At 63.2% G+C, this 22,026-nt stretch carries 11 protein-coding genes; 7 read left to right on the top strand and 4 right to left on the bottom strand.

From position 1 onward, the window contains the following. On the bottom strand, nucleotides 1-1,035 hold the full coding sequence (waaF, locus tag I9018_RS02575; RefSeq protein ID WP_068576533.1) for a lipopolysaccharide heptosyltransferase II: 1,035 nt from the start codon (nucleotides 1,033-1,035) through the stop codon (nucleotides 1-3). 131 nt (nucleotides 1,036-1,166) lie between these two features. Then, nucleotides 1,167-4,106, bottom strand: coding sequence for a bifunctional [glutamate--ammonia ligase]-adenylyl-L-tyrosine phosphorylase/[glutamate--ammonia-ligase] adenylyltransferase (glnE, locus tag I9018_RS02570; protein ID WP_241108665.1), 2,940 nt, complete (start codon nucleotides 4,104-4,106; stop codon nucleotides 1,167-1,169). A 380-nt stretch (nucleotides 4,107-4,486) separates the two neighbouring features. Between glnE and aceE the strand changes: the two genes are divergently transcribed. From aceE to msrA, 4 genes are all read left to right on the top strand, one after another. Continuing rightward, nucleotides 4,487-7,132 carry a pyruvate dehydrogenase (acetyl-transferring), homodimeric type gene (gene aceE, locus I9018_RS02565; RefSeq protein ID WP_068576537.1) on the top strand — a complete coding sequence of 882 codons (2,646 nt, stop codon included), beginning with the start codon at nucleotides 4,487-4,489 and terminating at the stop codon, nucleotides 7,130-7,132. An 11-nt stretch (nucleotides 7,133-7,143) separates the two neighbouring features. Next, nucleotides 7,144-9,096: a dihydrolipoyllysine-residue acetyltransferase gene (gene aceF, locus I9018_RS02560; RefSeq protein WP_241108664.1), complete on the top strand. Its 1,953-nt coding sequence runs from the start codon at nucleotides 7,144-7,146 to the stop codon at nucleotides 9,094-9,096. Nucleotides 9,097-9,405: 309 nt separating this feature from the next. Continuing rightward, a complete protein-coding gene (locus tag I9018_RS02555; protein ID WP_241108663.1) occupies nucleotides 9,406-12,099 on the top strand; it encodes a GGDEF and EAL domain-containing protein in 2,694 nt (897 codons plus the stop codon). Between the two features lie 69 nt (nucleotides 12,100-12,168). Next, complete coding sequence (gene msrA / locus I9018_RS02550) at nucleotides 12,169-12,816, top strand: peptide-methionine (S)-S-oxide reductase MsrA (RefSeq protein WP_124345589.1); 648 nt, start codon at nucleotides 12,169-12,171, stop codon at nucleotides 12,814-12,816. 69 nt (nucleotides 12,817-12,885) lie between these two features. On the opposite strand, the gene rlmJ is transcribed toward msrA, so the two are convergent. Then, on the bottom strand, nucleotides 12,886-13,731 hold the full coding sequence (rlmJ, locus tag I9018_RS02545) for a 23S rRNA (adenine(2030)-N(6))-methyltransferase RlmJ (RefSeq protein WP_068581520.1): 846 nt from the start codon (nucleotides 13,729-13,731) through the stop codon (nucleotides 12,886-12,888). Nucleotides 13,732-13,987: 256 nt separating this feature from the next. On the opposite strand from rlmJ, the gene I9018_RS02540 reads away from it, so the two are divergent. Together I9018_RS02540 and I9018_RS02535 are read left to right on the top strand one after the other, a co-directional pair. Then, complete coding sequence (locus I9018_RS02540) at nucleotides 13,988-15,259, top strand: O-acetylhomoserine aminocarboxypropyltransferase/cysteine synthase family protein (protein WP_241108662.1); 1,272 nt, start codon at nucleotides 13,988-13,990, stop codon at nucleotides 15,257-15,259. 129 nt (nucleotides 15,260-15,388) lie between these two features. Next, a complete protein-coding gene (locus I9018_RS02535; RefSeq protein WP_124345587.1) occupies nucleotides 15,389-15,883 on the top strand; it encodes a DUF2165 domain-containing protein in 495 nt (164 codons plus the stop codon). Nucleotides 15,884-16,114: 231 nt separating this feature from the next. Here I9018_RS02535 and putP read toward each other — a convergent pair whose 3' ends face one another. After that, on the bottom strand, nucleotides 16,115-17,599 hold the full coding sequence (putP, locus tag I9018_RS02530) for a sodium/proline symporter PutP (RefSeq protein ID WP_022640790.1): 1,485 nt from the start codon (nucleotides 17,597-17,599) through the stop codon (nucleotides 16,115-16,117). 461 nt (nucleotides 17,600-18,060) lie between these two features. On the opposite strand from putP, the gene putA reads away from it, so the two are divergent. Beyond that, a complete protein-coding gene (gene putA / locus I9018_RS02525) occupies nucleotides 18,061-22,014 on the top strand; it encodes a trifunctional transcriptional regulator/proline dehydrogenase/L-glutamate gamma-semialdehyde dehydrogenase (protein ID WP_241108661.1) in 3,954 nt (1,317 codons plus the stop codon). Nucleotides 22,015-22,026 lie beyond the last annotated feature (12 nt).

Genomic DNA, 22,026 nt, shown 5'->3' with positions numbered 1-22,026 from the left:
TTATTGGACCTCGACCGCAGAGCCCTGCAAACGCTGCAAGGCTTCGTTCACCGGCTGCGGCAACAATTGGCGCAGGCAGTTGTAATGGCCAAAACGACAGGTGCGATCGAAACATGGGCTGCATTCGATACCCAGCCGCACCACTTCGACCTGATCGGCCAAAGGTGGGGTGAAACCCGGCGAGGTGGAGCCGTACACCGCCACCAGCGGGCGGTTGAGCGCAGCAGCGACATGCATCAGCCCCGAGTCGTTGGACACCACCGAATCGGCGCAGGACAACAGGTCGATGGCCTCGGCCAGGGAGGTTTCACCACTGAGATTGACCGACTCCTCACGCAACCCGGGGATCAGCCGGCCACGGATATCCTCGCCCACGGCATGATCGTTCTTCGAACCGAACAACCAGACCTGCCAACCCTCGCGGATCTTGGTCTCGGCCACCTGCGCGTAATGCTCGGAGGGCCAGCGCTTGGCCTCACCGAACTCGGCCCCTGGGCACAGCGCCAATACCGGGCGATCCAGGGCCAGCCCGAACTTGGCCAGGGCCGCATCACGACTGTGCATCTCGATCTGCAGGCTCGGCCGTGGATAAGGCTGCGGCAGCTCGGCGCCCGGCTCATAGGCCAGGGCCATGAACCGCTCGATCATCAGCGGATAGCGTTCCTTGTCGAGCTTGCGCACGTCATTGAGCAAGCCATAGCGGAATTCGCCACGCCAGCCGGTGCGCTTGGGAATGCCGGCGAAGAACGGCACCAGGGCCGACTTCAGCGAATTGGGCAGCAGGATGGCCTGATCGTACTGGCCGGCCAGGGACTTGCCGATGCCGCGCCGGGTCGCCAACTCCAGTGCGCCATGGCCCAGGGGGAAGCTCAAGGCCCGACGCACCTGGGGCATACGCTCGAGAATCGGCCGGCTCCATTCGGGGGCCAGCACGTCGATCTCGCATTGAGGATGACGTTGTTTCAGGCACTGGAAAAGTGTCTGCGCCATCACCATGTCACCGACCCAACTGGGCCCAACGATCAGAATATTCATGTGGTTTCCATAAACGAGCAGGGGAGGCATTCGCCTCCCCGCCTCGAGAATCCAGCACCGCGGGTTCACCGCCGGTTTAATTTAGGCAAGCCCGCAGGCTTGCCAATACATGGACAACCTTCTCAGGCTGTCTAGCTTAGCCCCAGCTCGTGCCAAATCCGCAACACTTCCCGCCTTTGGGTCACGAACTGATCACCGGTAATGATCCCGGCCTCATTCTGCAACGCCTGCCGATGAGCTGCGGAACGATAGGCCTTGTAGACCTCGCGTAGCAGGCTGGCATCGCTGGCCGGCATCAAGCCGACGTGCTCCAGGCCTTCCAGAATGCGGATGTTATCGGTAAACCGCACGAGTGACGGGTGCTCTTCGGACCACGCCAGGGCCGCGTATTGCACCATAAATTCGATATCGACGATACCTCCGGCGTCCTGCTTGAGGTCGAACGGCGCACTGGCCTCGAAGGCATTCGCCGCGGTACCGGCAGCGGTCAGGCGAGTGCCCAGGTTGTCGCGCATCTTGGCCCGCATCTCGCTGACTTCCTGGCGCAGCTTATCCAGGTCACGATGCTTGCCCAGCACGGCGGCCCGCACCTTCTCGAACGCCTGGCCGACATCCTGGCTTCCCACCAGCACCCGCGCCCGCACCAGTGCCTGATGCTCCCAGGTCCAGGCTTCTTGCTCCTGATAGCGGGCGAATGCCCCCAGGGAGCTGACCAGCAGGCCCGAAGCCCCTGAAGGACGCAGGCGCATGTCCACTTCATAGAGCTGCCCCGAGTTGGTCTGGGTTGTCAGCAGATGGATGATGCGCTGCCCCAACCGGGTGAAAAACTGCGCCCCGTCTATAGGCTTGGGCCCATCGGTCTCCGCCTGAGGGTCGCCATCATGGATGAAGACCAGGTCCAGGTCGGAGCCATGGCCAAGTTCGATGCCGCCGACCTTGCCGTAGCCGACGATGATGAACCCCGGATCGCAGAGGCTGCCATCGGTGCGCAGCGGCGTGCCATGGCGCGCCACAGTCTGGCGCCAGGCCAGGGCCAGCACCTGTTCGAGAATGGCTTCGGCGAGCCAGGTCAGGTAGTCGCTGACCTTCATCAAAGGCAAGCTGCCGGTAATTTCCGAAGCTGCCACCCGCAAGCGGTGGGCCAGCTTGAAGTGGCGCAGGGCCTCCATCTGCTGCTCCAGGTCGTCCTCGGGAATCCGCGTCAGGCGCTCGCGCAACTCCGCCGCCAGCTCCGGCGCCAGGGGCGGCTTGAACAAACGGCCCTCATTGAGCAGCTCATCCAGCAACAGCGGGAAACGGGCGATCTGCTCGGCGATCCAGGGACTTGCCGCGCACAAGGTCAACAGTCGGCGCAAGGCGCCTGGGTTCTCGGTCAGCAGTACCAGGTACGCCGAACGCCGCGCCACCGCCTCCACCAAGGGCAGCACCCGCTCCAGCACCAGATCCGGACTGGCGTGTTCAACCGCCTGGGCCAACAAACGCGGAATGAAGGCATCCAGGCGCTCGCGCCCCAAACGTTGCATGGCCCGCAGCTGTGGGCTACTGCGCAGGCCAGCGAGCGCCTTCAGGGCCCTGGGCGCATCGTTGAAGCCACCGTCCTGCAGCTGGCGGCAGGCGGCCTCTTCATCCTGGGCCTCTTCCCAGAGCGGCAGCCACTCGCCACCCACCACCACTTCGCTCTGCGCACCGTCATCTTCGTCAGGATCGGCGATCACCTGGCGGAAGTGCCACTCCACCCGGGCTCGCCAGTGCATCAGCCGTTCATGGAATGCCTCCCAATCGGCAAAGCCCAGCATGAAGGCGATTCGCGCCTGGTCCTGCGGGTTGTCCGGCAGCATCTGGGTCTGGCGGTCGGCGATGGCCTGGATCGCATGCTCGGTATAACGCAGGAACTCGTACCCCTCGCGCAACTCCCCAACCACCGCGGCCGGCAGATAACCTTGCCCCTCCAGGGTGCCCAGTACCTTTAATAAAGGACGCTGCTGCAGGCTCAGGTCACGACCGCCATGGATCAGCTGGAATGCCTGGGCGATGAACTCGACTTCGCGGATACCGCCCGAACCCAGCTTGATGTTGTCGACCATGCCCTTGCGCCGCACCTCCTGCTGGATCAGCTGCTTCATGGTGCGCAACGCCTCGATGGCGGAGAAGTCCAGGTAGCGCCGATAGACGAAGGGCCGCAGCATATCCAGCAATTGCGCACCGGCGGCCTGGTCCCCCGCCACCACTCGGGCCTTGATCATCGCGTAGCGCTCCCAGTCACGCCCCTGGTCCTGGTAGTACTGCTCCAGGGCATTGAAACTCAGGACCAGGGCACCGGAAGAACCATAAGGGCGCAGGCGCATGTCGACGCGGAACACGAAACCGTCGACGGTGATCGGGTCCAGGGCCTTGATCAGGCGCTGCCCCAGGCGGGTGAAGAACTCTTGATTGTCCAGGGCGCGCTTGGCACCCACGGTTTCGCCCCCCTCCGGATAAGCGAAGATCAGGTCGATGTCCGAAGACAGGTTGAGCTCCACCGCTCCCAGCTTGCCCATGCCAAGGATCACCATCTGCTGCGGTTCGCCGCTGCGCCCGCCCATGGGCACGCCGAACTGCTGGCTATGGCGCAAGTACAGCCAGGCGTAAGCCTGGTCGATACAGGCATCGGCCAGGTCGGAAAGATCGCGGCATGTCTGCACCAGGTCTGCCCGGCGGGTCAGGTCGCGCCAGATGATCCGTACCTGGTGCCGGGTACGCTGGCGTCGCAGCACTCGCCCCAGTTGGTCCTCGGTCTCGGCCGCTTGCACCGCAGTGGCGATCTGGGCACACAGCTCGCCCGGAGCGAAAGCACGATCCAGCTCGCCAGACTCCACCAGTTCCAGCAACATCAAAGGGTCACGCAAGCTCTGTTCAATGACGAAGTCGCTGGCCGCACCGACCCTGGCGAATTCCGCCCAACGCTCATCGCTCCAGCCCGCCAGGCCAGGACCTGCGTCCAGGGCCGCCACCGCGCTGCGCAGGGACTGCTCCGCACGGCTGGCCAGTGGCTGGAGAATCGCGGGGACTTGAACAAGCGCAGGCAGACTCATGGGCTATCCTTGATGGGCGTGAAAATGCAGGCTGAAGGAAATATGAAGGGCGGGCAGCAGGCGGAGTGTCGAACAAAGGTTAGAAATAGCTGAAAATAGCCATTCTTTGGCACCAGGAATCAAATATCCGCCAATTCCTGTCGATAACAGACCAAGAGTAACGATTTTTCTCACAACGCAGCAGGAGGCCACAAGCCATTCCTCTGTAGTTTTACTACTCGTCTATACATTCGAAAGGCTGAAACGGCCGATGATTTGTAGTAAAACTACACATCGCTGGAGCAACCTCCGGCAATCCAAGAATTCATAACGTCTGCCCACAAGGCCAGTCGCAAACTCAGGCAACCGATTCTGGAAGCCTTTCCGCCCTGGAGCAAGCCATGCAAGACCTCGATCCCGTCGAAACCCAGGAATGGCTGGACGCCCTGGAATCGGTTCTCGACAAAGAAGGCGAAGACCGCGCTCACTATCTGATGACCCGCATGGGCGAACTCGCGACCCGCAGCGGCTCGCAACTGCCCTACGCCATCACCACGCCATACCGCAATACCATCCCGGTAACCCACGAAGCACGCATGCCTGGCGACCTGTTCATGGAACGCCGCATTCGCTCGCTGGTGCGCTGGAACGCGATGGCCATGGTGATGCGCACCAACCTGAAAGATTCGGACCTGGGCGGCCACATTTCTTCCTTCGCCTCCAGCGCCACGCTGTATGACATCGGCTTCAACTACTTCTTCCAGGCTCCGACCGACGAGCACGGCGGCGACCTGATCTACTTCCAGGGCCACACCTCCCCTGGCGTCTACGCGCGCGCCTTCATGGAAGGCCGTATCAGCGAAGAACAGATGAACAACTTCCGCCAGGAAGTGGATGGCAACGGCCTGTCGTCCTATCCACACCCATGGCTGATGCCTGACTTCTGGCAGTTCCCGACCGTATCCATGGGCCTGGGCCCGATCCAGGCGATCTACCAGGCACGCTTCATGAAGTACCTGGAAGCCCGCGGCTTCATCCCGGCCGGCAAGCAGAAAGTCTGGTGCTTCCTGGGCGACGGCGAGTGCGACGAGCCAGAAGCCCTGGGCGCCATCTCCCTGGCTGGCCGCGAGAAGCTGGACAACCTGATCTTCGTCATCAACTGCAACCTGCAGCGCCTCGACGGCCCGGTTCGCGGCAACGGCAAGATCATCCAGGAACTCGAAGGCGTGTTCCGTGGTGCTCAGTGGAACGTCACCAAGGTCATCTGGGGCCGCTTCTGGGACCCACTGCTGGCCAAGGACGTCGACGGCATCCTGCAGCGTCGCATGGACGAAGTCATCGACGGCGAGTACCAGAACTACAAGGCCAAGGACGGTGCATTCGTCCGCGAGCACTTCTTCAACACCCCTGAACTCAAGGCGATGGTTGCCGATCTGTCCGACGACGAGATCTGGAAACTCAACCGCGGTGGCCATGACCCGTACAAGGTCTATGCGGCCTACCACCAGGCGGTCAACCACAAAGAGCAGCCGACCGTCATCCTGGCCAAGACCATCAAGGGTTATGGCACCGGTGCCGGCGAAGCCAAGAACACCGCGCACAACACCAAGAAGGTCGACGTCGACAGCCTGAAGCTGTTCCGCGACCGCTTCGACATTCCGGTCAAGGACGAGGATCTCGAGAACCTGCCGTTCTTCAAGCCGGAAGACGGCAGCGCCGAAGCCCGCTACTTGAGCGAGCGTCGCACCGCGCTGGGTGGTTTCGTGCCACAGCGTCGCGCCATGAGCTTCAGCGTGCCGACGCCACCACTGGATACCCTCAAGGCAATCCTCGATGGTTCCGGCGATCGTGAAATCTCCACCACCATGGCCTTCGTGCGCATCCTCGCGCAACTGGTCAAGGACAAGGAAATCGGCCCGCGCATCGTGCCGATCATCCCGGACGAAGCCCGTACCTTCGGTATGGAAGGCATGTTCCGCCAACTGGGCATCTACTCCTCGGTCGGCCAGCTCTACGAGCCAGTCGATAAAGACCAGGTGATGTTCTACAAGGAAGACAAGAAGGGCCAGATCCTCGAGGAAGGCATCAACGAAGCGGGCGCCATGAGCTCCTTCATCGCTGCCGGTACTTCGTACTCCAGCCACAACCAGCCGATGCTGCCGTTCTACATCTTCTACTCGATGTTCGGCTTCCAGCGGATCGGCGACCTGGCCTGGGCCGCTGGCGACAGCCGTACCCGTGGTTTCCTGATCGGCGGTACCGCCGGCCGTACCACCCTGAACGGTGAAGGCCTGCAGCACGAAGACGGTCACAGCCACATGCTGGCCGGTACCATCCCGAACTGCCGCACCTACGATCCGACCTACGGCTACGAGCTGGCGGTGATCATCCAGGACGGCATGAAGAAGATGACCGAAGAGCAACAGGACGTCTTCTACTACATCACCGTGATGAACGAGTCGTACCAGCAGCCGGCCATGCCGGAAGGCGTCGAGGACGGCATCATCAAGGGCATGTACCTGCTCGAGGACGACAACCGCGATGCCGCGCACCATGTACAGCTGATGGGCTCCGGCACCATCCTGCGCGAAGTCCGCGAAGCGGCGAAGATCCTGCGCGAGGAGTTCAACGTTGCCGCCGATGTATGGAGCGTGACCAGCTTCAACGAACTGCGTCGCGACGGCCTGGCCGTTGAGCGCAGCAACCGCCTGCACCCAGGCCAGAAGCCGAAGCAGAGCTATGTCGAAGAGTGCCTGGCCGGTCGCAAAGGCCCGGTCATTGCCTCTACCGACTACATGAAGCTGTTCGCCGAACAGATCCGTCAGTGGGTTCCATCCAAAGAGTTCAAGGTCCTGGGTACCGACGGTTTCGGTCGCAGCGACAGCCGCAAGAAACTGCGTCACTTCTTCGAAGTCGACCGTCACTTCGTAGTGCTGGCAGCCCTGGAAGCCTTGGCCGACCGCGGCGAGATCGAACCTAAGGTGGTGGCTGACGCCATCGTCAAGTTCGGTATCGATCCGGACAAGCGCAACCCACTGGACTGCTGAGGAGACTTTTTGTGAGCGAACTCATTCGCGTACCTGACATCGGCAGCGGTGAAGGTGAAGTAATTGAACTGTTTGTGAAAGTCGGCGACCGCATCGAAGCCGACCAGAGCATCCTGACCCTGGAATCGGACAAGGCCAGCATGGAAGTGCCGGCCCCGAAAGCCGGTGTCATCAAAAGCCTGAAAGTGAAGCTGGGCGATCGCTTGAAAGAAGGCGACGAACTGCTGGAGCTGGAAGTCGAGGGCGCCGCAGCTGCGGCCCCGGCACCCGCTCCTGCAGCTGCAGCCAAGGCCGAACCGGCTCCGGCGCCAGCCCCTGCGGCAAGTGCTGCGCCTGCCGCAGCCGCGTTGCAGCAAGTGCACGTGCCAGACATCGGCTCGTCCGGCAAGGCCCAGATCATCGAGATCCAGGTCCAGGTCGGCGATAGCGTCGAAGCCGATCAGTCGCTGATCACCCTGGAATCCGACAAGGCCAGCATGGAAATCCCATCGCCTGCCGCTGGCGTGGTCAAGGCCATCAGCGTCAAGCTCAACGACGAAGTCGGTACTGGCGACCTGATCCTGGACCTGGAAGTAGCCGGTGCAGCAGCCCCTGCCGCCGCGGCTCCAGCCCAAGCCCCTGCAGCGGCTCCAGCCGCTGCGCCGGCCCCGGCTGCCGCTACAGCAGCCCCGGTGGCCGACAGCGTCCAGGACATCCACGTTCCGGACATCGGCTCGGCCGGCAAGGCCAAGATCATCGAAGTGATGGTCAAGGCTGGCGACAGCGTCGAAGCCGACCAGTCGCTGATTACCCTGGAGTCCGACAAGGCGAGCATGGAGATCCCGTCTCCGGCCGCTGGCGTGGTGGAAAGCGTTTCCATCAAGCTGGATGACGAAGTCGGTACCGGCGACCTGATCCTCAAGCTGAAAGTCAAAGGCGCTGCGCCTGCGGCCGCTCCAGCCCCGGCTGCCGCTCCGGCCCAAGCCGCTGCGGCTCCTGCTGCTGCCGCTCCTGCCGCGGCCGTCCCAGTGGCTGCTCCGGCTGTCGCTCCGGCCAAGCCTGGCGCCAAGGTTCACGCCGGCCCGGCTGTGCGCCAACTGGCCCGCGAGTTCGGCGTCGAACTGAGCGCCGTGAGCCCAAGCGGCCCGCACGGTCGCATCCTGAAGGAAGACGTGCAGGTGTACGTCAAGGCAATGATGCAAAAGGCCAAGGAGGCTCCGGCCGCTGCGGCTGGCGCCACCGGCGGCGCAGGCATCCCGCCAGTCCCGGCTGTGGACTTCAGCAAGTTCGGTGAAATCGAAGAAGTGGCCATGACCCGCTTGATGCAGGTCGGCGCCGCCAACCTGCACCGTAGCTGGCTGAACGTGCCACACGTGACCCAGTTCGACTCGGCGGACATCACCGAGCTGGAAGCCTTCCGCGTTGCCCAGAAGGCCGTGGCCGAGAAGGCCGGCGTCAAGCTGACCATCCTGCCGCTACTGCTCAAGTCCTGCGCGCACCTGCTCAAGGAGCTGCCGGACTTCAACAGTTCCCTGGCCCCTAGCGGCAAGGCGATCATCCGCAAGAAGTACGTGCACATCGGCTTCGCCGTGGACACTCCGGACGGCCTGCTGGTCCCAGTGATCAAGAACGTCGACCAGAAGAGCTTGCTGCAACTGGCCGCCGAGGCCGCTTCCCTGGCGGAAAAAGCCCGGACCAAGAAGCTCTCTGCGGACGAGATGCAAGGCGCCTGCTTCACCATCTCCAGCCTCGGCCATATTGGCGGCACTGGCTTCACGCCGATCGTCAATGCACCGGAAGTGGCGATTCTCGGCGTTTCCAAGGCAGCGATCCAACCGGTCTGGGACGGCAAGGCCTTCCAACCGAAGCTGATGCTGCCACTGTCGCTGTCCTACGATCACCGCGTGATCAACGGCGCAGCCGCCGCGCGCTTCACCAAGCGCCTGGGCGACCTGCTGGCAGACATCCGCACCATCCTGCTGTAACCGGCGAGCCGGTCCTTCTGCCAAGCAGGGCCGGCGACGCACCCCTTTCGAGCGCCACGCTCGTACCTCAACCCCGCCAGTTTGGCGGGGCTTTTTTTGCCAGTGCCGTACCATCAACCGTCCGTCGCTCCAGGCCTGTAAACTGCCCAAAGTAACTTTGCAGAAATCCGCCTGCCTGCCGATACAGGTTTATAGCACTTAGCCTTCATCTTACTTGTCAGTCGATGCGCCATGATGCAACCTTGCCGCAGGCAACAGTAAAGAGGGCGTGAGCCCGGCGCGATCAGCAATTTCGAAGCGAGTTTCCCCATGAAAAGCCAACCCGATGCCGCCAGCCGTATGGTGGCCGAGGTAGTGACGCAGTTGCCTGTGCCTTCGCGGCTCGGCATGTTGCGTTTCGAACGGCTGAATGAAGCTAGCTGGGCACTGCTATTTCTCGATCCCAACTGCGAACGCCAGTTCGGCCTGCCCGCCGTGGAGCTCTGTGCCCTGGTTGGCTCGCCCTACGCAAGCCTGATGGAGCCCGAAGCGCGCTATCAGCTGCACGACAATATCCAACAGCAACTGAGCAACAGCCCCCATTACCTGATCCGCTACACCCTGCACACCGGCCAGGGCCCCCTGAGCATCCTGGAGCTGGGTGAAGCCTACAAGCAGCACAACCGGCATCTGCTGCGTGGTTATCTGCTGGTGGTCGAAGGCCTGTTCGGCCACGCCCCGCCAATGCCGACCCAGGATCTGGAAACCCAGAACAGCCGGCTGCAGATCGCCCTGGAGCTGAACCAGCGCGCGCAACAGGAACAACTGCAACATCTGGAGCGGGTACGTGCGCAGCAGGACCTGATCCTGCTCCTGACCCGCCAGCGCTACAGCACCGGCAATTCCCTGAAGGAAGCCGCCGAGCTGATCACTCGCAGTGCCTGCGACATCTACCAGATCGACTGCGCCAGCATCTGGAACCTGGAAGACCAGCAACTGGTGCCGATTGCCGCCTATCACCGTGCTTCCCAGGAATACAGCCTGCCCGAATCCATCGATGCCAGCAGCTTTCCCGATTACATGGAAGCTCTGCACAGCTGCCGGGCCATCGACGCGCAGAATGCCATGCGCGATCCACGCACCCGGGAAATGGCCGAAAGCCTGCGCCCGCGGGATGTGAACGCCATGCTCGACGCCAGCATCCGCATCGACGGGCAGGTCGTCGGCGTGCTGTGCCTGGAACAGACCGGCATGACCCGCGCCTGGCAGTCGGACGAGATCGCCTTCGCCGGCGAGTTGGCGGATCAGTTCGCCCAGGTCATCAACAACCACAATCGGCGGGCCGCCACCAGCGCCCTGCACTTGTTCCAACGCGCCGTGGAACAAAGCGCCAACGCCTTCCTGCTGGTCAACTGCGACGGCGTGGTGGAATACGTCAACCCAAGCTTCACGGCGATCACCCAGTACAGCACCGAAGAAGTCCACGGCCACCGCCTGTCGGAATTGCCGGCCCTGGAAAATCTCAGCGAGCTGCTGTTCGACGCCCCTTCCAGCCTGGCCAAGAGCAATAGCTGGCAAGGCGAGTTCAAGAGCCGGCGTAAAAACCTCGAACCCTACTGGGGCCAACTGTCGATCTCCAAGGTCTATGGCGACAATCGCGAGCTGACCCACTACATCGGCATCTACGAAGACATCACCCAGACCAAGCTGGCCCAGCAGCGCATCGAACGCCTGGCCTACACCGACAACCTGACCAACCTGGGCAACCGCCCGGCATTTATCCGCAATCTCGATGAACGCTTCGCCCGAGACAGCGATACCCCGATCAGCCTGCTGCTGGTGGACATCGACAATTTCAAGCGGATCAACGACAGCCTCGGCCACCAGACCGGCGACAAGCTGCTGATCAGCCTGGCCCGGCGCCTGCGCAACAGCCTGAGCCCCAGCGGCAGCCTGGCGCGCTTCGCCAGCAACGAATTCGCCGTGCTGCTGGACAACACCGACCTGGAGACCGGCCAGCAAATCGCCAGCCAATTGTTGATGACCCTGGACAAGCCCATGTTCGTCGACAACCAGCTCATCAGCGTGACCGGCTCCGTGGGCCTGGCCAGCGCTCCCTTGCACGGGCGCGATCCTCAGACCCTGATGCGCAATGCCGGGCTGGCCCTGCACAAGGCCAAGGCCAACGGCAAGCATCAGGTACAGGTGTTCACCGAGGCCCTGAACGCCGAAGCCAGCTACAAGCTGTTCGTCGAGAACAACCTGCGTCGCGCCCTGACCCAGAACGAACTGGATGTGTTCTATCAGCCCAAGCTGTGCCTGCGCAGTGGTCGCCTGCTGGGCATGGAAGCGCTGTTGCGCTGGAACCACCCGGAAAAGGGCATGATCCGCCCGGACCAGTTCATCAGCGTGGCGGAAGAAACCGGCCTGATCATCCCCATTGGCAAATGGATCGCCCGCCAGGCCTGCCGCATGAGCAAGCAACTGACCGCCGCCGGCATGGGCAACCTGCACGTGGCCATCAACCTGTCGCCCAAGCAGTTCTCCGACCCGGACCTGGTGGCCTCCATCGCCAGCATCCTCAAGGAAGAGCAACTGCCGCCGTCGCTGCTGGAACTGGAGCTGACCGAGGGCCTGCTGCTGGAGGCCACCGACGACACCCACCAGCAACTCGAGCAACTGAAGAAACTTGGCCTGACCCTGGCCATGGACGACTTCGGCACCGGCTACTCGTCCCTGAGCTACCTGAAGAAATTCCCCATCGATATCATCAAGATCGATCGCAGTTTCATCCATGACATCCCCGACAACCAGGACGACATGGAAATCACCTCGGCGGTGATCGCCATGGCCCACAACCTGAAGATCAAGGTCGTGGCCGAAGGCGTCGAGACCGCCGAACAACTGGCCTTCCTGCGGCGCCATCGCTGCGACGTTGGCCAGGGCTACCTGTTCGACCGGCCGATTCCCGGCAGCGAGCTGATCGCCCGGCTCAAACGATATCCTCGCGGTCCAATTGCCTGACAGCGTCGCGACACTCGGGCAAACTGCGTGTCTGAATAATGACTATCCCACTGACTGGAGGACTGCGACATGGTCTTGCGCTCGGAAATCCTGGTGAACAAAAACGTGCTTCCAACCAAAGAACAAGCCCTGCCTGGCCGTGAAACTCCCATGACCGTTCCGGAGGAACACTTCGTCAACGGCAATCCACTCCTGGGTCCATTCCCCGGCAATGTGGACTTCGCGATCTTCGGCCTGGGCTGCTTCTGGGGCGCGGAGCGGCGCTTCTGGCAACGCGAAGGCGTGTTCAGCACCTGCGTGGGTTACGCCGGGGGCTTCACCCCGAACCCCACCTACGAGGAAGTCTGCTCGGGCCTGACCGGCCACACTGAAGTGGTGCTGGTGGTGTACGAGCCGGAAAAGGTCAGCTACCAGCAGCTGCTGGCGATGTTCTGGGAGCTGCACAATCCGACCCAGGGCATGCGCCAGGGCAACGATATCGGTACCCAGTACCGCTCGGTGATCTACACCACCAACCCGACCCAGCTGCAGCAGGCGCTGCATAGCAAGGACGTGTTCCAGGCCGAGCTGACCAAGGCTGGCCTGGGCACCATCACCACCGAGATCGAAGAGGCGCCGACCGTCTACTTCGCCGAGGCTTATCACCAGCAGTACCTGGCGAAGAACCCGGAAGGTTATTGCGGTATCGGCGGTACCGGGGTGACCTGCCCAATCTAAAGCAGCTGCAAGCTGCAAGCCTCAAGCTGCAAGTGGTAGCGCTGCAGCTTGCCGCTTGCCGCTTGCAACTTACCGCTGCTCTTCGGCGATCAACCAGTCCATCTGCCAGCCGCCCTGGGTCTGGCCGAGCTTTTTCGACAGCCACGGCAGCAGTTCGCGCAGTTCTTCTTCCAGGCCCCATGGCGGGTTGGCAATCGCCAGGCCCGAACCATTGAGGCTGTTGGGCGTATCCAGCGGATGCACCAGCAATTCCACCCGCAGCAGCTTCGGCGCACCGGTACCGGCCAGGTCCTGGTAGAAACGGCGCAGGGCGCGCTGGTCCTTGACCGGATACCAGATGGCCGCCACGGTCTGGCGCATGCGACCGATGGCTTCCTTCATCGACGCGGCGCAACGCTGCATCTCGTCGAGTTTCTCGAATGGCGGGTCGATCAACATCACCGCCCGTTTCTCCGCCACCGGCAGCAGCGCCCGGGCCACATGCCAACCCTCGCCCAGGTGCACCGCCACCCGCCGATCACCCTTCATGTTGTCCTTGAGCAGCAGGCCATCCTCGGGATGCTTCTCGTTGAGCAGCGCCCGATCCTGGTTGCGCATCAGACGCCGGGCCAGCTCCGGGGAACCGGGGTAGTAGCGCAACTCGCCATCCGGGTTCAGCCGGCGCAGCACACGCATGTAGTCGGCAGTCAATTCTGGCAGGTCGTCCGCGCCCCACAGCCGGGCGATGCCTTCCAGGTACTCGCCGGTGCGTGTCGCCTGGTCGCCCTTGAGGTCGTACAGGCCGATGCCGGCATGGCTGTCGATATAGGCGAACGGCTGTTCCTTGCGCGACATCAGGGCGATGAGGCGGGTCAGTGTCAGGTGTTTGAAGACGTCGGCATGGTTGCCGGCATGGAAGGCGTGACGATAGTTCATGGTTGCTCCTGCGCAGGAGCGCAAGTTTACCCTGTGCCAGGGACCGCGTCAGGACAGACCATCGCATTTGCTCCAGCGTGGCGCGGCCAGCTTGCCCATCCGCCACGCCTGTTGGACACTGACCCGCCTGCCGCGACCAAACGGCAGCGCACCAAGCGGTTGCTGGCGACTCAGACACAAGGGACCACTGACTGCTGTACGGGCACGACCCTGCCTGGCTGTGCTCATTAATGGACTGCTACTGAGTTGAGAATTTATGAAAGACGCAACGATTGCGCTGCACCATGGATTCAAGTCTGACCCCGCCACCAAGGCCGTGGCCGTGCCCATCTACCAGAACGTCGCCTTCGAGTTCGACAACGCCCAGCACGGTGCCGACCTGTTCAACCTCGATGTGCCGGGCAACATCTATACCCGGATCATGAACCCCACCAACGATGTACTGGAACAGCGCATGGCGGCCCTGGAAGGCGGCGTCGCGGCACTGGCGGTCTCTGCCGGTAGCGCCGCGATCCACTACGCCATCCAGACCCTGACCCAGGCCGGCGACAACATCGTCTCCACTCCCCAGTTGTACGGTGGCACCTACACCCTGTTCGCCCACCTGCTGCCCAGTTTCGGCGTCGAAGTGCGCTTCGCCCGCGACGACTCGCCCGAGGCCATTGCCGCACTGATCGACGACAACACCAAGGCGGTGTATTGCGAGAGCATCGGCAACCCGGCGGGCAACATCGTCGATATCGAAGGCCTGGCCCAGGTCGCCCATGCCCGTGGCGTACCGCTGATGGTGGACAACACCGTGGCCACGCCGATCCTGTGCAAGCCGATCCAGTTCGGTGCCGATATCGTCGTGCATTCGGTGACCAAGTACGTGGGTGGCCACGGCAATGCCCTGGGCGGGGTAATCGTCGACAGCGGCAACTTCCCCTGGACCGAGCACCCGCAGAAGTTCGCCAGCCTCAACACCCCCGAGCCGGCCTACCACGGCGTGGTCTACACCGAGAAGTTCGGCCCCGCCGCCTTCGTCGCTCGCGCCCGCACCGTGCCGCTGCGCAACACCGGCGCGGCCCTGGCGCCCATGAACGCCTTCCTGTTGCTGCAAGGCCTGGAGACCCTCGCCCTGCGCATGGAGCGCCACACCGACAACGCCCTCAAGGTGGCGCAGTTCCTCAAGGCCCACCCGCTGGTGGCCTGGGTCAGCTATGCGGGCCTGGAGGACCATCCGCACCACGAACTGGCGCGCAAGTACATGCAGGGCAAGCCGTCGGCGATTCTCTCCTTCGGTCTCAAGGGCGGCTACGAGGCGGGCGTGCGCTTCTACGACGCGCTGCAGATCTTCAAGCGCCTGGTGAACATCGGCGACGCCAAGTCCCTGGCCTGCCACCCGGCCTCCACCACCCACCGGCAGATGAACGAACAGGAACAGGCCAAGGCCGGGGTCAAGCCGGAGATGATCCGCCTCTCGGTGGGTATCGAAGCCATCGAGGATCTGCTCGAAGACCTGGACCAGGCCCTGCGACAAGCCTGATTCCACACAGCCCCGCCTGTACCCGGCGGGGCCCTTGCTCCTCTTTCCCCGCGCCACTAAGCTGCCCTCGCTACACCCGCCCAGGATCCCCCTCCCCCAAGGATCGTTTCCCTATCAAAGGACCCTGACATGCTCGTGCGCTACGTAAAGATCACCATGACCCTCGCGGTCGCCGCCTTCGCCCTGCTGGTGGCCTATAACAACATCAGCGACTACGGTTCCAACTTCGCCTTCGTCCAGCACGTGCTAAGCATGGACAGCGTCTTCCCCGGCAACAGCGCCACTGGCCGGGCCATCACCCAACCATTGCTGTGGAATGCCGGCTACTGGCTGATCATCGCCGGCGAAGCTGCCACCGGCGTGCTGCTGGTGCTCGGTGCCGCCCGCCTGTGGCGCGCACGCTACGGCAAAGCCTGCGACTTCAATCGCGCCAAGCATTGGGCCATTGCCGGTTTCTGCCTGGGCTTCTGCGTCTGGTTCTTTGGCTTCATGGTGGTGGGCGGCGAATGGTTCATGATGTGGCAGTCCTCCACCTGGAACGGCCAGGAAGCGGCGTTCAAGTTCTACATGGCGATCCTTGGCGTGCTGATCTTCCTCAACCAGCCCGACGCTGAGCTGCACTGAGCCGTGCCCGCCACGGCCCGATAGCGGCATGTAGCCGCGACCGAGCCATGGCGAGGTTGCGCAAAGGACTGCAGGGCCTTGCTTGGCGATCTCCAGAGCCCCCTGCCACCCTTCTCTACGTTCGCTTGCAGCCTGCTGCGGCTTCAGAAGGCGAAAAAAAACGGCCCGCTGCATCACCGCAGCGGGCCGTTTTCATTGTTGCCCCAGGCAAACAGGGGCCGGATCAAGCACTCAGTGGTTGAGCTTGAAATCCTTCTCGGCAGCTTCGAAGCGTTGGACCATGCCAGCGCTCGGAGCACCCAGCTTGCTCACCAAAACGATCGCCAGGCTGGCGAAGATGAAGCCCGGGATGATTTCGTACAGGCCCAGCAGGGCGAAGTGTTTCCACAGGATCACGGTCACGGCACCGACCACGATACCGGCCAGTGCGCCGTTGCGGGTCATGCCTTTCCACAGCACCGAGATCAGCACCACAGGACCGAAGGCCGCGCCGAAACCAGCCCAGGCATAGCTCACCAGGCCCAGTACGCGGTTTTCTGGGTTGGCGGCCATGGCGATGGCGACCAGCGCCACCACCAGCACCATGGCCCGGCCGACCCATACCAGCTCCAACTGGGAAGCGCCCTTGCGCAGGAAGGCTTTGTAGAAGTCCTCGGTCAGGGCGCTGGAGCACACCAGCAGCTGGCAGCTCAAGGTACTCATGACCGCCGCCAGGATGGCCGACAGCAGCACACCGGCGATCCAAGGGTTGAACAGCAGCTTGGCCAGCTCGATGAACACCCGCTCAGGGTTCTCGGTTACCGGGCCGGCCACATCGGGATGCGCCGAGAAGTAGGCGATGCCGAAGAAGCCCACGGCCACGGTGCCACCCAGGCACAGGATCATCCAGGTCATGGAGATACGGCGGGCATTGGCGATCGACTTGACCGAATCAGCGGCCATGAAGCGCGCCAGGATGTGCGGTTGGCCGAAGTAGCCCAGGCCCCAGCCCATCAGCGAGATGATGCCGATGAAGGTGGTGTTCTTGAGCATGTCGAAGCTGGTGGGGTCCTTGGCCTCGATGGCCAGGAAGGTGGTGTCGACGCCACCGGTAGCCAGCAGCACGATGATCGGCGTGAGGATCAGGGCGAAGATCATCAGCGTGGCTTGCACGGTGTCGGTCCAGCTCACCGCCAGGAAACCACCGACGAAGGTGTAGGCGATGGTCGCTGCCGCACCCGCCCACAGGGCTGTCTCGTAGGACATGCCGAAGGTGCTTTCGAACAGACGGGCGCCGGCAACGATGCCGGAGGCGCAGTAGATGGTGAAGAACACCAGGATTACCACCGCGGAGATGATCCGCAGCAGGCCGCTCTTGTCTTCGAAACGGCTGGAGAAGTAGTCCGGCAGGGTCAGTGCGTCACCGTTGTGCTCGGTCTGTACCCGCAGGCGACCGGCTACGAACAGCCAGTTCAGGTAGGCACCGGCGATCAGGCCGATGGCGATCCAGCTTTCGGACAGGCCGGACATGTAGATGGCGCCCGGCAGGCCCATCAGCAACCAGCCACTCATGTCGGAAGCGCCGGCGGAAAGCGCAGTCACCACGCTGCCCAGGCTGCGGCCACCAAGAATGTAGTCGGAAAGGTTGTTGGTGGAGCGATAGGCCATGAAGCCGATCAGCACCATTGCCGCGATGTAGATCACGAACGTGATCAGGGTTGGATTGCTTGCACTCATGAATAACGCCCTGGCTTTGTTTTTATGGTGCGGCGGTCACTGCCCACGCCGCCAAACGATGACGCTTGGGAGACGTTCAGGCGTGCCGCGCATTTATCACCGATGTTTCCCCAGGAAAGCCATCGGCCGATGAACCAGTCCGACAGAACGGTTGCACCTTGGGCGCGAATCCTATGCAACAAAATGAACAAGGTGCAACCAATTTAAGGAGAATCAGTTGCACCTTGTCGATAAATCGCTGTTTCGTGGCGTTTCTTGCTCCCTTTTGGCGCAAGAAAAGACATTCTCAGAAGCAAATGCACCTATTCGAGGCCTGCATCCCATGCAGGAATTTTATTCCTGACAAGCTGCCGCTTTTTCCGCTCAAAAATGGGTTGCACCCGGTTGCACCCATTTCAGCGCGCGGATAATCTTGCCGCCAGCTGATGCCACACTCGCGTGGCAAACATGAGGATAAAAATATGGCTACCACCACTCTCGGGGTCAAACTCGACGACCCTACCCGCGAGCGTCTCAAGGCCGCCGCGGCCTCGATTGATCGGACTCCGCACTGGCTGATCAAGCAGGCGATTTTCAATTACCTGGAAAAACTCGAGGGTGGTGCAACCCTTACCGAACTGAGCAGCGCCATTGCCAAAGACGGCGACGACGCAGGCGAAGTGCAGACCGACCACGCACACCAGTGCTTCCTTGAATTCGCTGAAAGCATCCTGCCGCAATCGGTCCTGCGCGCTGCTATCACCGCCGCCTACCGTCGCCCCGAGCCGGAAGTGGTGCCCATGCTGCTGGAGCAGGCGCGCCTGCCGGCCGCCACCGCCGAAGCTGCCAACAAGCTGGCCGCCTCCATCGCCGAGAAACTGCGCAACCAGAAGAGCGCCGGCGGCCGTGCCGGTATCGTCCAGGGCCTGCTGCAGGAGTTCTCCCTGTCGTCCCAGGAAGGCGTGGCGCTGATGTGCTTGGCCGAAGCCCTGCTGCGCATCCCCGACAAGGGCACCCGCGACGCGCTGATCCGCGACAAGATCAGCACCGGCAACTGGCAGCCGCACCTGGGCAACAGCCCGTCGTTGTTCGTCAACGCCGCCACCTGGGGCCTGTTGCTCACCGGCAAGCTGGTGTCGACCCACAACGAGGCCGGCCTGACCTCCTCCCTGAGCCGCATCATCGGCAAGAGCGGCGAGCCGATGATCCGCAAAGGCGTGGACATGGCCATGCGCCTGATGGGCGAGCAGTTCGTCACTGGCGAGACCATCGCCGAAGCCCTGGCCAACGCCAGCAAGTTCGAAGCCAAGGGCTTCCGCTATTCCTACGACATGCTCGGCGAAGCGGCCCTGACCGAGCACGACGCACAGAAATACCTGGCCTCCTATGAGCAGGCCATCCACTCGATCGGCAAGGCCTCCCACGGTCGCGGCATCTACGAAGGCCCGGGTATCTCCATCAAGCTGTCGGCCCTGCACCCGCGCTACAGCCGTGCCCAGTACGAGCGCGTGATGGAAGAGCTGTACCCGCGCCTGCTGGCCCTGACCGTCCTGGCCAAGCAGTACGACATCGGCCTGAACATCGACGCCGAAGAAGCCGACCGCCTGGAGCTGTCCCTGGACCTGCTCGAGCGCCTGTGCTTCGAGCCGCAACTGGCTGGCTGGAATGGCATCGGTTTCGTGATCCAGGCCTACCAGAAGCGTTGCCCGTACGTGATCGACTACGTCATCGACCTGGCGCGCCGCAGCCGCCACCGCCTGATGATCCGCCTGGTGAAAGGCGCCTACTGGGACAGCGAGATCAAGCGCGCCCAGGTCGAGGGCCTGGAAGGCTACCCGGTCTACACCCGCAAGGTGTACACCGACGTCTCCTACATCGCTTGCGCGCGCAAGCTGCTGTCGGTGCCGGAAGTCATCTACCCGCAGTTCGCTACCCACAACGCCCATACCCTGTCGGCGATCTATCACATCGCCGGTCAGAACTATTACCCCGGCCAGTACGAATTCCAATGCCTGCACGGCATGGGTGAGCCGCTGTACGAACAAGTGGTGGGCAAGGTCGCCGATGGCAAGCTGAACCGCCCATGCCGCGTGTACGCTCCGGTGGGCACCCACGAGACCCTGCTGGCCTACCTGGTTCGCCGCCTACTGGAAAACGGCGCCAACACCTCGTTCGTCAACCGTATCGCCGACCAGTCGATCTCGATCCAGGAACTGGTGGCCGACCCGGTGAGCCAGATCGAGCAGATGGCGACCCTGGAAGGCGGCTTCGGCCTGCCGCATCCACGCATCCCGTTGCCGCGCGACCTGTACGGCGCCGAACGCGCCAACTCGGCCGGTATCGACATGGCCAACGAACACCGCCTGGCATCGCTGTCCTGCGCGCTGCTGGCCACCGCCCACAACGACTGGAAGGCGGCGCCGATGCTCGGCTGCCCATCCAGCGACGAGCCTGCGGCCCCAGTGCTCAACCCGTCCGATCACCGGGATGTGGTAGGGCATGTCCAGGAAGCCACCATTGCCGACGTCGACAACGCCATCCAGTGCGCGCTGAATGCCGCACCGATCTGGCAGGCCACTCCAGCGGCCGAGCGCGCCGCGATCCTGGAGCGCGCCGCCGACCTGATGGAAGGCGAGATCCAGCCGCTGATGGGCCTGCTGGCCCGCGAGGCCGGCAAGACCTACGCCAACGCCATTGCCGAAGTCCGCGAAGCCGTGGACTTCCTGCGCTACTACGCCGTGCAGGCCCGCAACGACTTCAGCAACGACGCCCACCGCCCTCTGGGCCCGGTGGTGTGCATCAGCCCGTGGAACTTCCCACTGGCGATCTTCAGTGGCCAAGTGGCCGCCGCCCTGGCCGCCGGCAACCCGGTACTGGCCAAGCCGGCCGAGCAGACTCCGCTGGTGGCCGCCCAGGCCGTGCGCCTGATGCTGGAAGCCGGCATCCCCGAAGGCGTGCTGCAACTGCTGCCAGGCCGTGGCGAAACCGTTGGTGCCGGCCTGGTCGGCGACGAGCGGGTCAAGGGCGTGATGTTCACCGGTTCCACCGAAGTCGCCCGCCTGCTGCAACGCAACATCGCCGGGCGCCTGGACAACCAGGGCCGGCCGATCCCGCTGATCGCCGAAACCGGTGGCCAGAACGCCATGATCGTCGACTCCTCGGCCCTGACCGAGCAGGTGGTGATCGACGTGGTGTCCTCGGCCTTCGACAGCGCCGGCCAGCGTTGCTCGGCCCTGCGCGTGCTGTGCCTGCAGGAAGACTCCGCCGATCGCGTGATCGAGATGCTCAAGGGCGCCATGGCCGAAAGCCGCCTGGGCAATCCCGAGCGCCTGGCCGTGGACATCGGCCCGGTAATCGACGCCGAGGCCAAGGCCGGTATCGAGAAACACATCCAGGCCATGCGTGACAAAGGCCGCACCGTGTACCAGATGGCCATCGCCGACGGCGAGGAAATCAAGCGCGGCACCTTCGTCATGCCGACCCTGATCGAGCTGGAAAGCTTCGACGAACTGCAGCGCGAGATCTTCGGCCCGGTGCTGCACGTGGTTCGCTACAAGCGCAAGGACATCGACCAGCTGATCGCCCAGATCAACGCGTCCGGCTACGGCCTGACCCTGGGCGTACACACCCGGATCGACGAGACCATCGCCAAGGTGGTGGACAACGTCAACGCCGGTAACGTCTACGTCAACCGCAACATCGTCGGCGCCGTGGTCGGCGTGCAGCCATTCGGTGGCGAAGGCCTGTCGGGCACCGGCCCGAAAGCCGGCGGCCCACTGTACCTGTACCGCCTGCTGTCGACCCGGCCGGTGGACGCTATCGAGCAATCCTTCGTCCGCGCCGATGCCATCAGCGCCCCGGACCTGCGCCTGCGCGAAACCCTGCTCAAGCCACTCACGGCCCTGCAAGCCTGGGCCGACAGCAGCAAGCTGGCGGAACTGGCGACCCTGTGCAAACAGTTCAGCGGGCAATCGCAGAGCGGTATCTCCCGCCAGCTGACCGGCCCGACTGGCGAGCGCAACAGCTATGCCATCCTGCCTCGCGAGCACGTCCTGTGCCTGGCGGAAATCGAGGGTGACCTACTGGCCCAGCTGGCGGCGGTACTGGCCGTCGGCGGTTCGGCGGTATGGCCGGAAAGCGCCGTAGCCAAGACCCTGTTCGGCCGCCTGCCCAGGGAGATCCAGGTGCGCATCAAACGCGTGGCCGACTGGACCAAGGATGAGGTGGTGTTCGACGCGGTCCTGCACCACGGCGACAGCGACCAACTGCGCAGTGTCTGCCAGCAGGTAGCCCAGCGTGCCGGCGCCATCGTCGGTGTCCAGGGCCTGTCCCAGGGCGAAACCGCCATCGCCCTGGAGCGCCTGGTGATCGAACGCGCCCTGAGCGTCAACACCGCTGCGGCCGGCGGCAATGCCAGCCTGATGACCATCGGTTAAAAGCAGCTACAA

The sequence above is a fragment of the Pseudomonas sp. MPFS genome (assembly GCF_022537035.1).
GTDB classification, from domain to species: Bacteria; Pseudomonadota; Gammaproteobacteria; order Pseudomonadales; family Pseudomonadaceae; genus Aquipseudomonas; species Aquipseudomonas sessilinigenes.
This window is presented reverse-complemented; position numbering and strand designations above follow the sequence as displayed.

Bases quoted from the DNA above. Each gene is read 5' to 3' on its own strand.
- waaF (WP_068576533.1), bottom strand. From the start codon at position 1,035: ATGAATATTCTGATCGTTGGGCCCAGTTGGGTCGGTGACATGGTGATG.
- glnE (WP_241108665.1), bottom strand. From the start codon at position 4,106: ATGAGTCTGCCTGCGCTTGTTCAAGTCCCCGCGATTCTCCAGCCACTG.
- aceE (WP_068576537.1), top strand. From the start codon at position 4,487: ATGCAAGACCTCGATCCCGTCGAAACCCAGGAATGGCTGGACGCCCTG.
- I9018_RS02555 (WP_241108663.1), top strand. From the start codon at position 9,406: ATGAAAAGCCAACCCGATGCCGCCAGCCGTATGGTGGCCGAGGTAGTG.
- msrA (WP_124345589.1), top strand. From the start codon at position 12,169: ATGGTCTTGCGCTCGGAAATCCTGGTGAACAAAAACGTGCTTCCAACC.
- rlmJ (WP_068581520.1), bottom strand. From the start codon at position 13,731: ATGAACTATCGTCACGCCTTCCATGCCGGCAACCATGCCGACGTCTTC.
- I9018_RS02540 (WP_241108662.1), top strand. From the start codon at position 13,988: ATGAAAGACGCAACGATTGCGCTGCACCATGGATTCAAGTCTGACCCC.
- I9018_RS02535 (WP_124345587.1), top strand. From the start codon at position 15,389: ATGCTCGTGCGCTACGTAAAGATCACCATGACCCTCGCGGTCGCCGCC.
- putP (WP_022640790.1), bottom strand. From the start codon at position 17,599: ATGAGTGCAAGCAATCCAACCCTGATCACGTTCGTGATCTACATCGCG.
- putA (WP_241108661.1), top strand. From the start codon at position 18,061: ATGGCTACCACCACTCTCGGGGTCAAACTCGACGACCCTACCCGCGAG.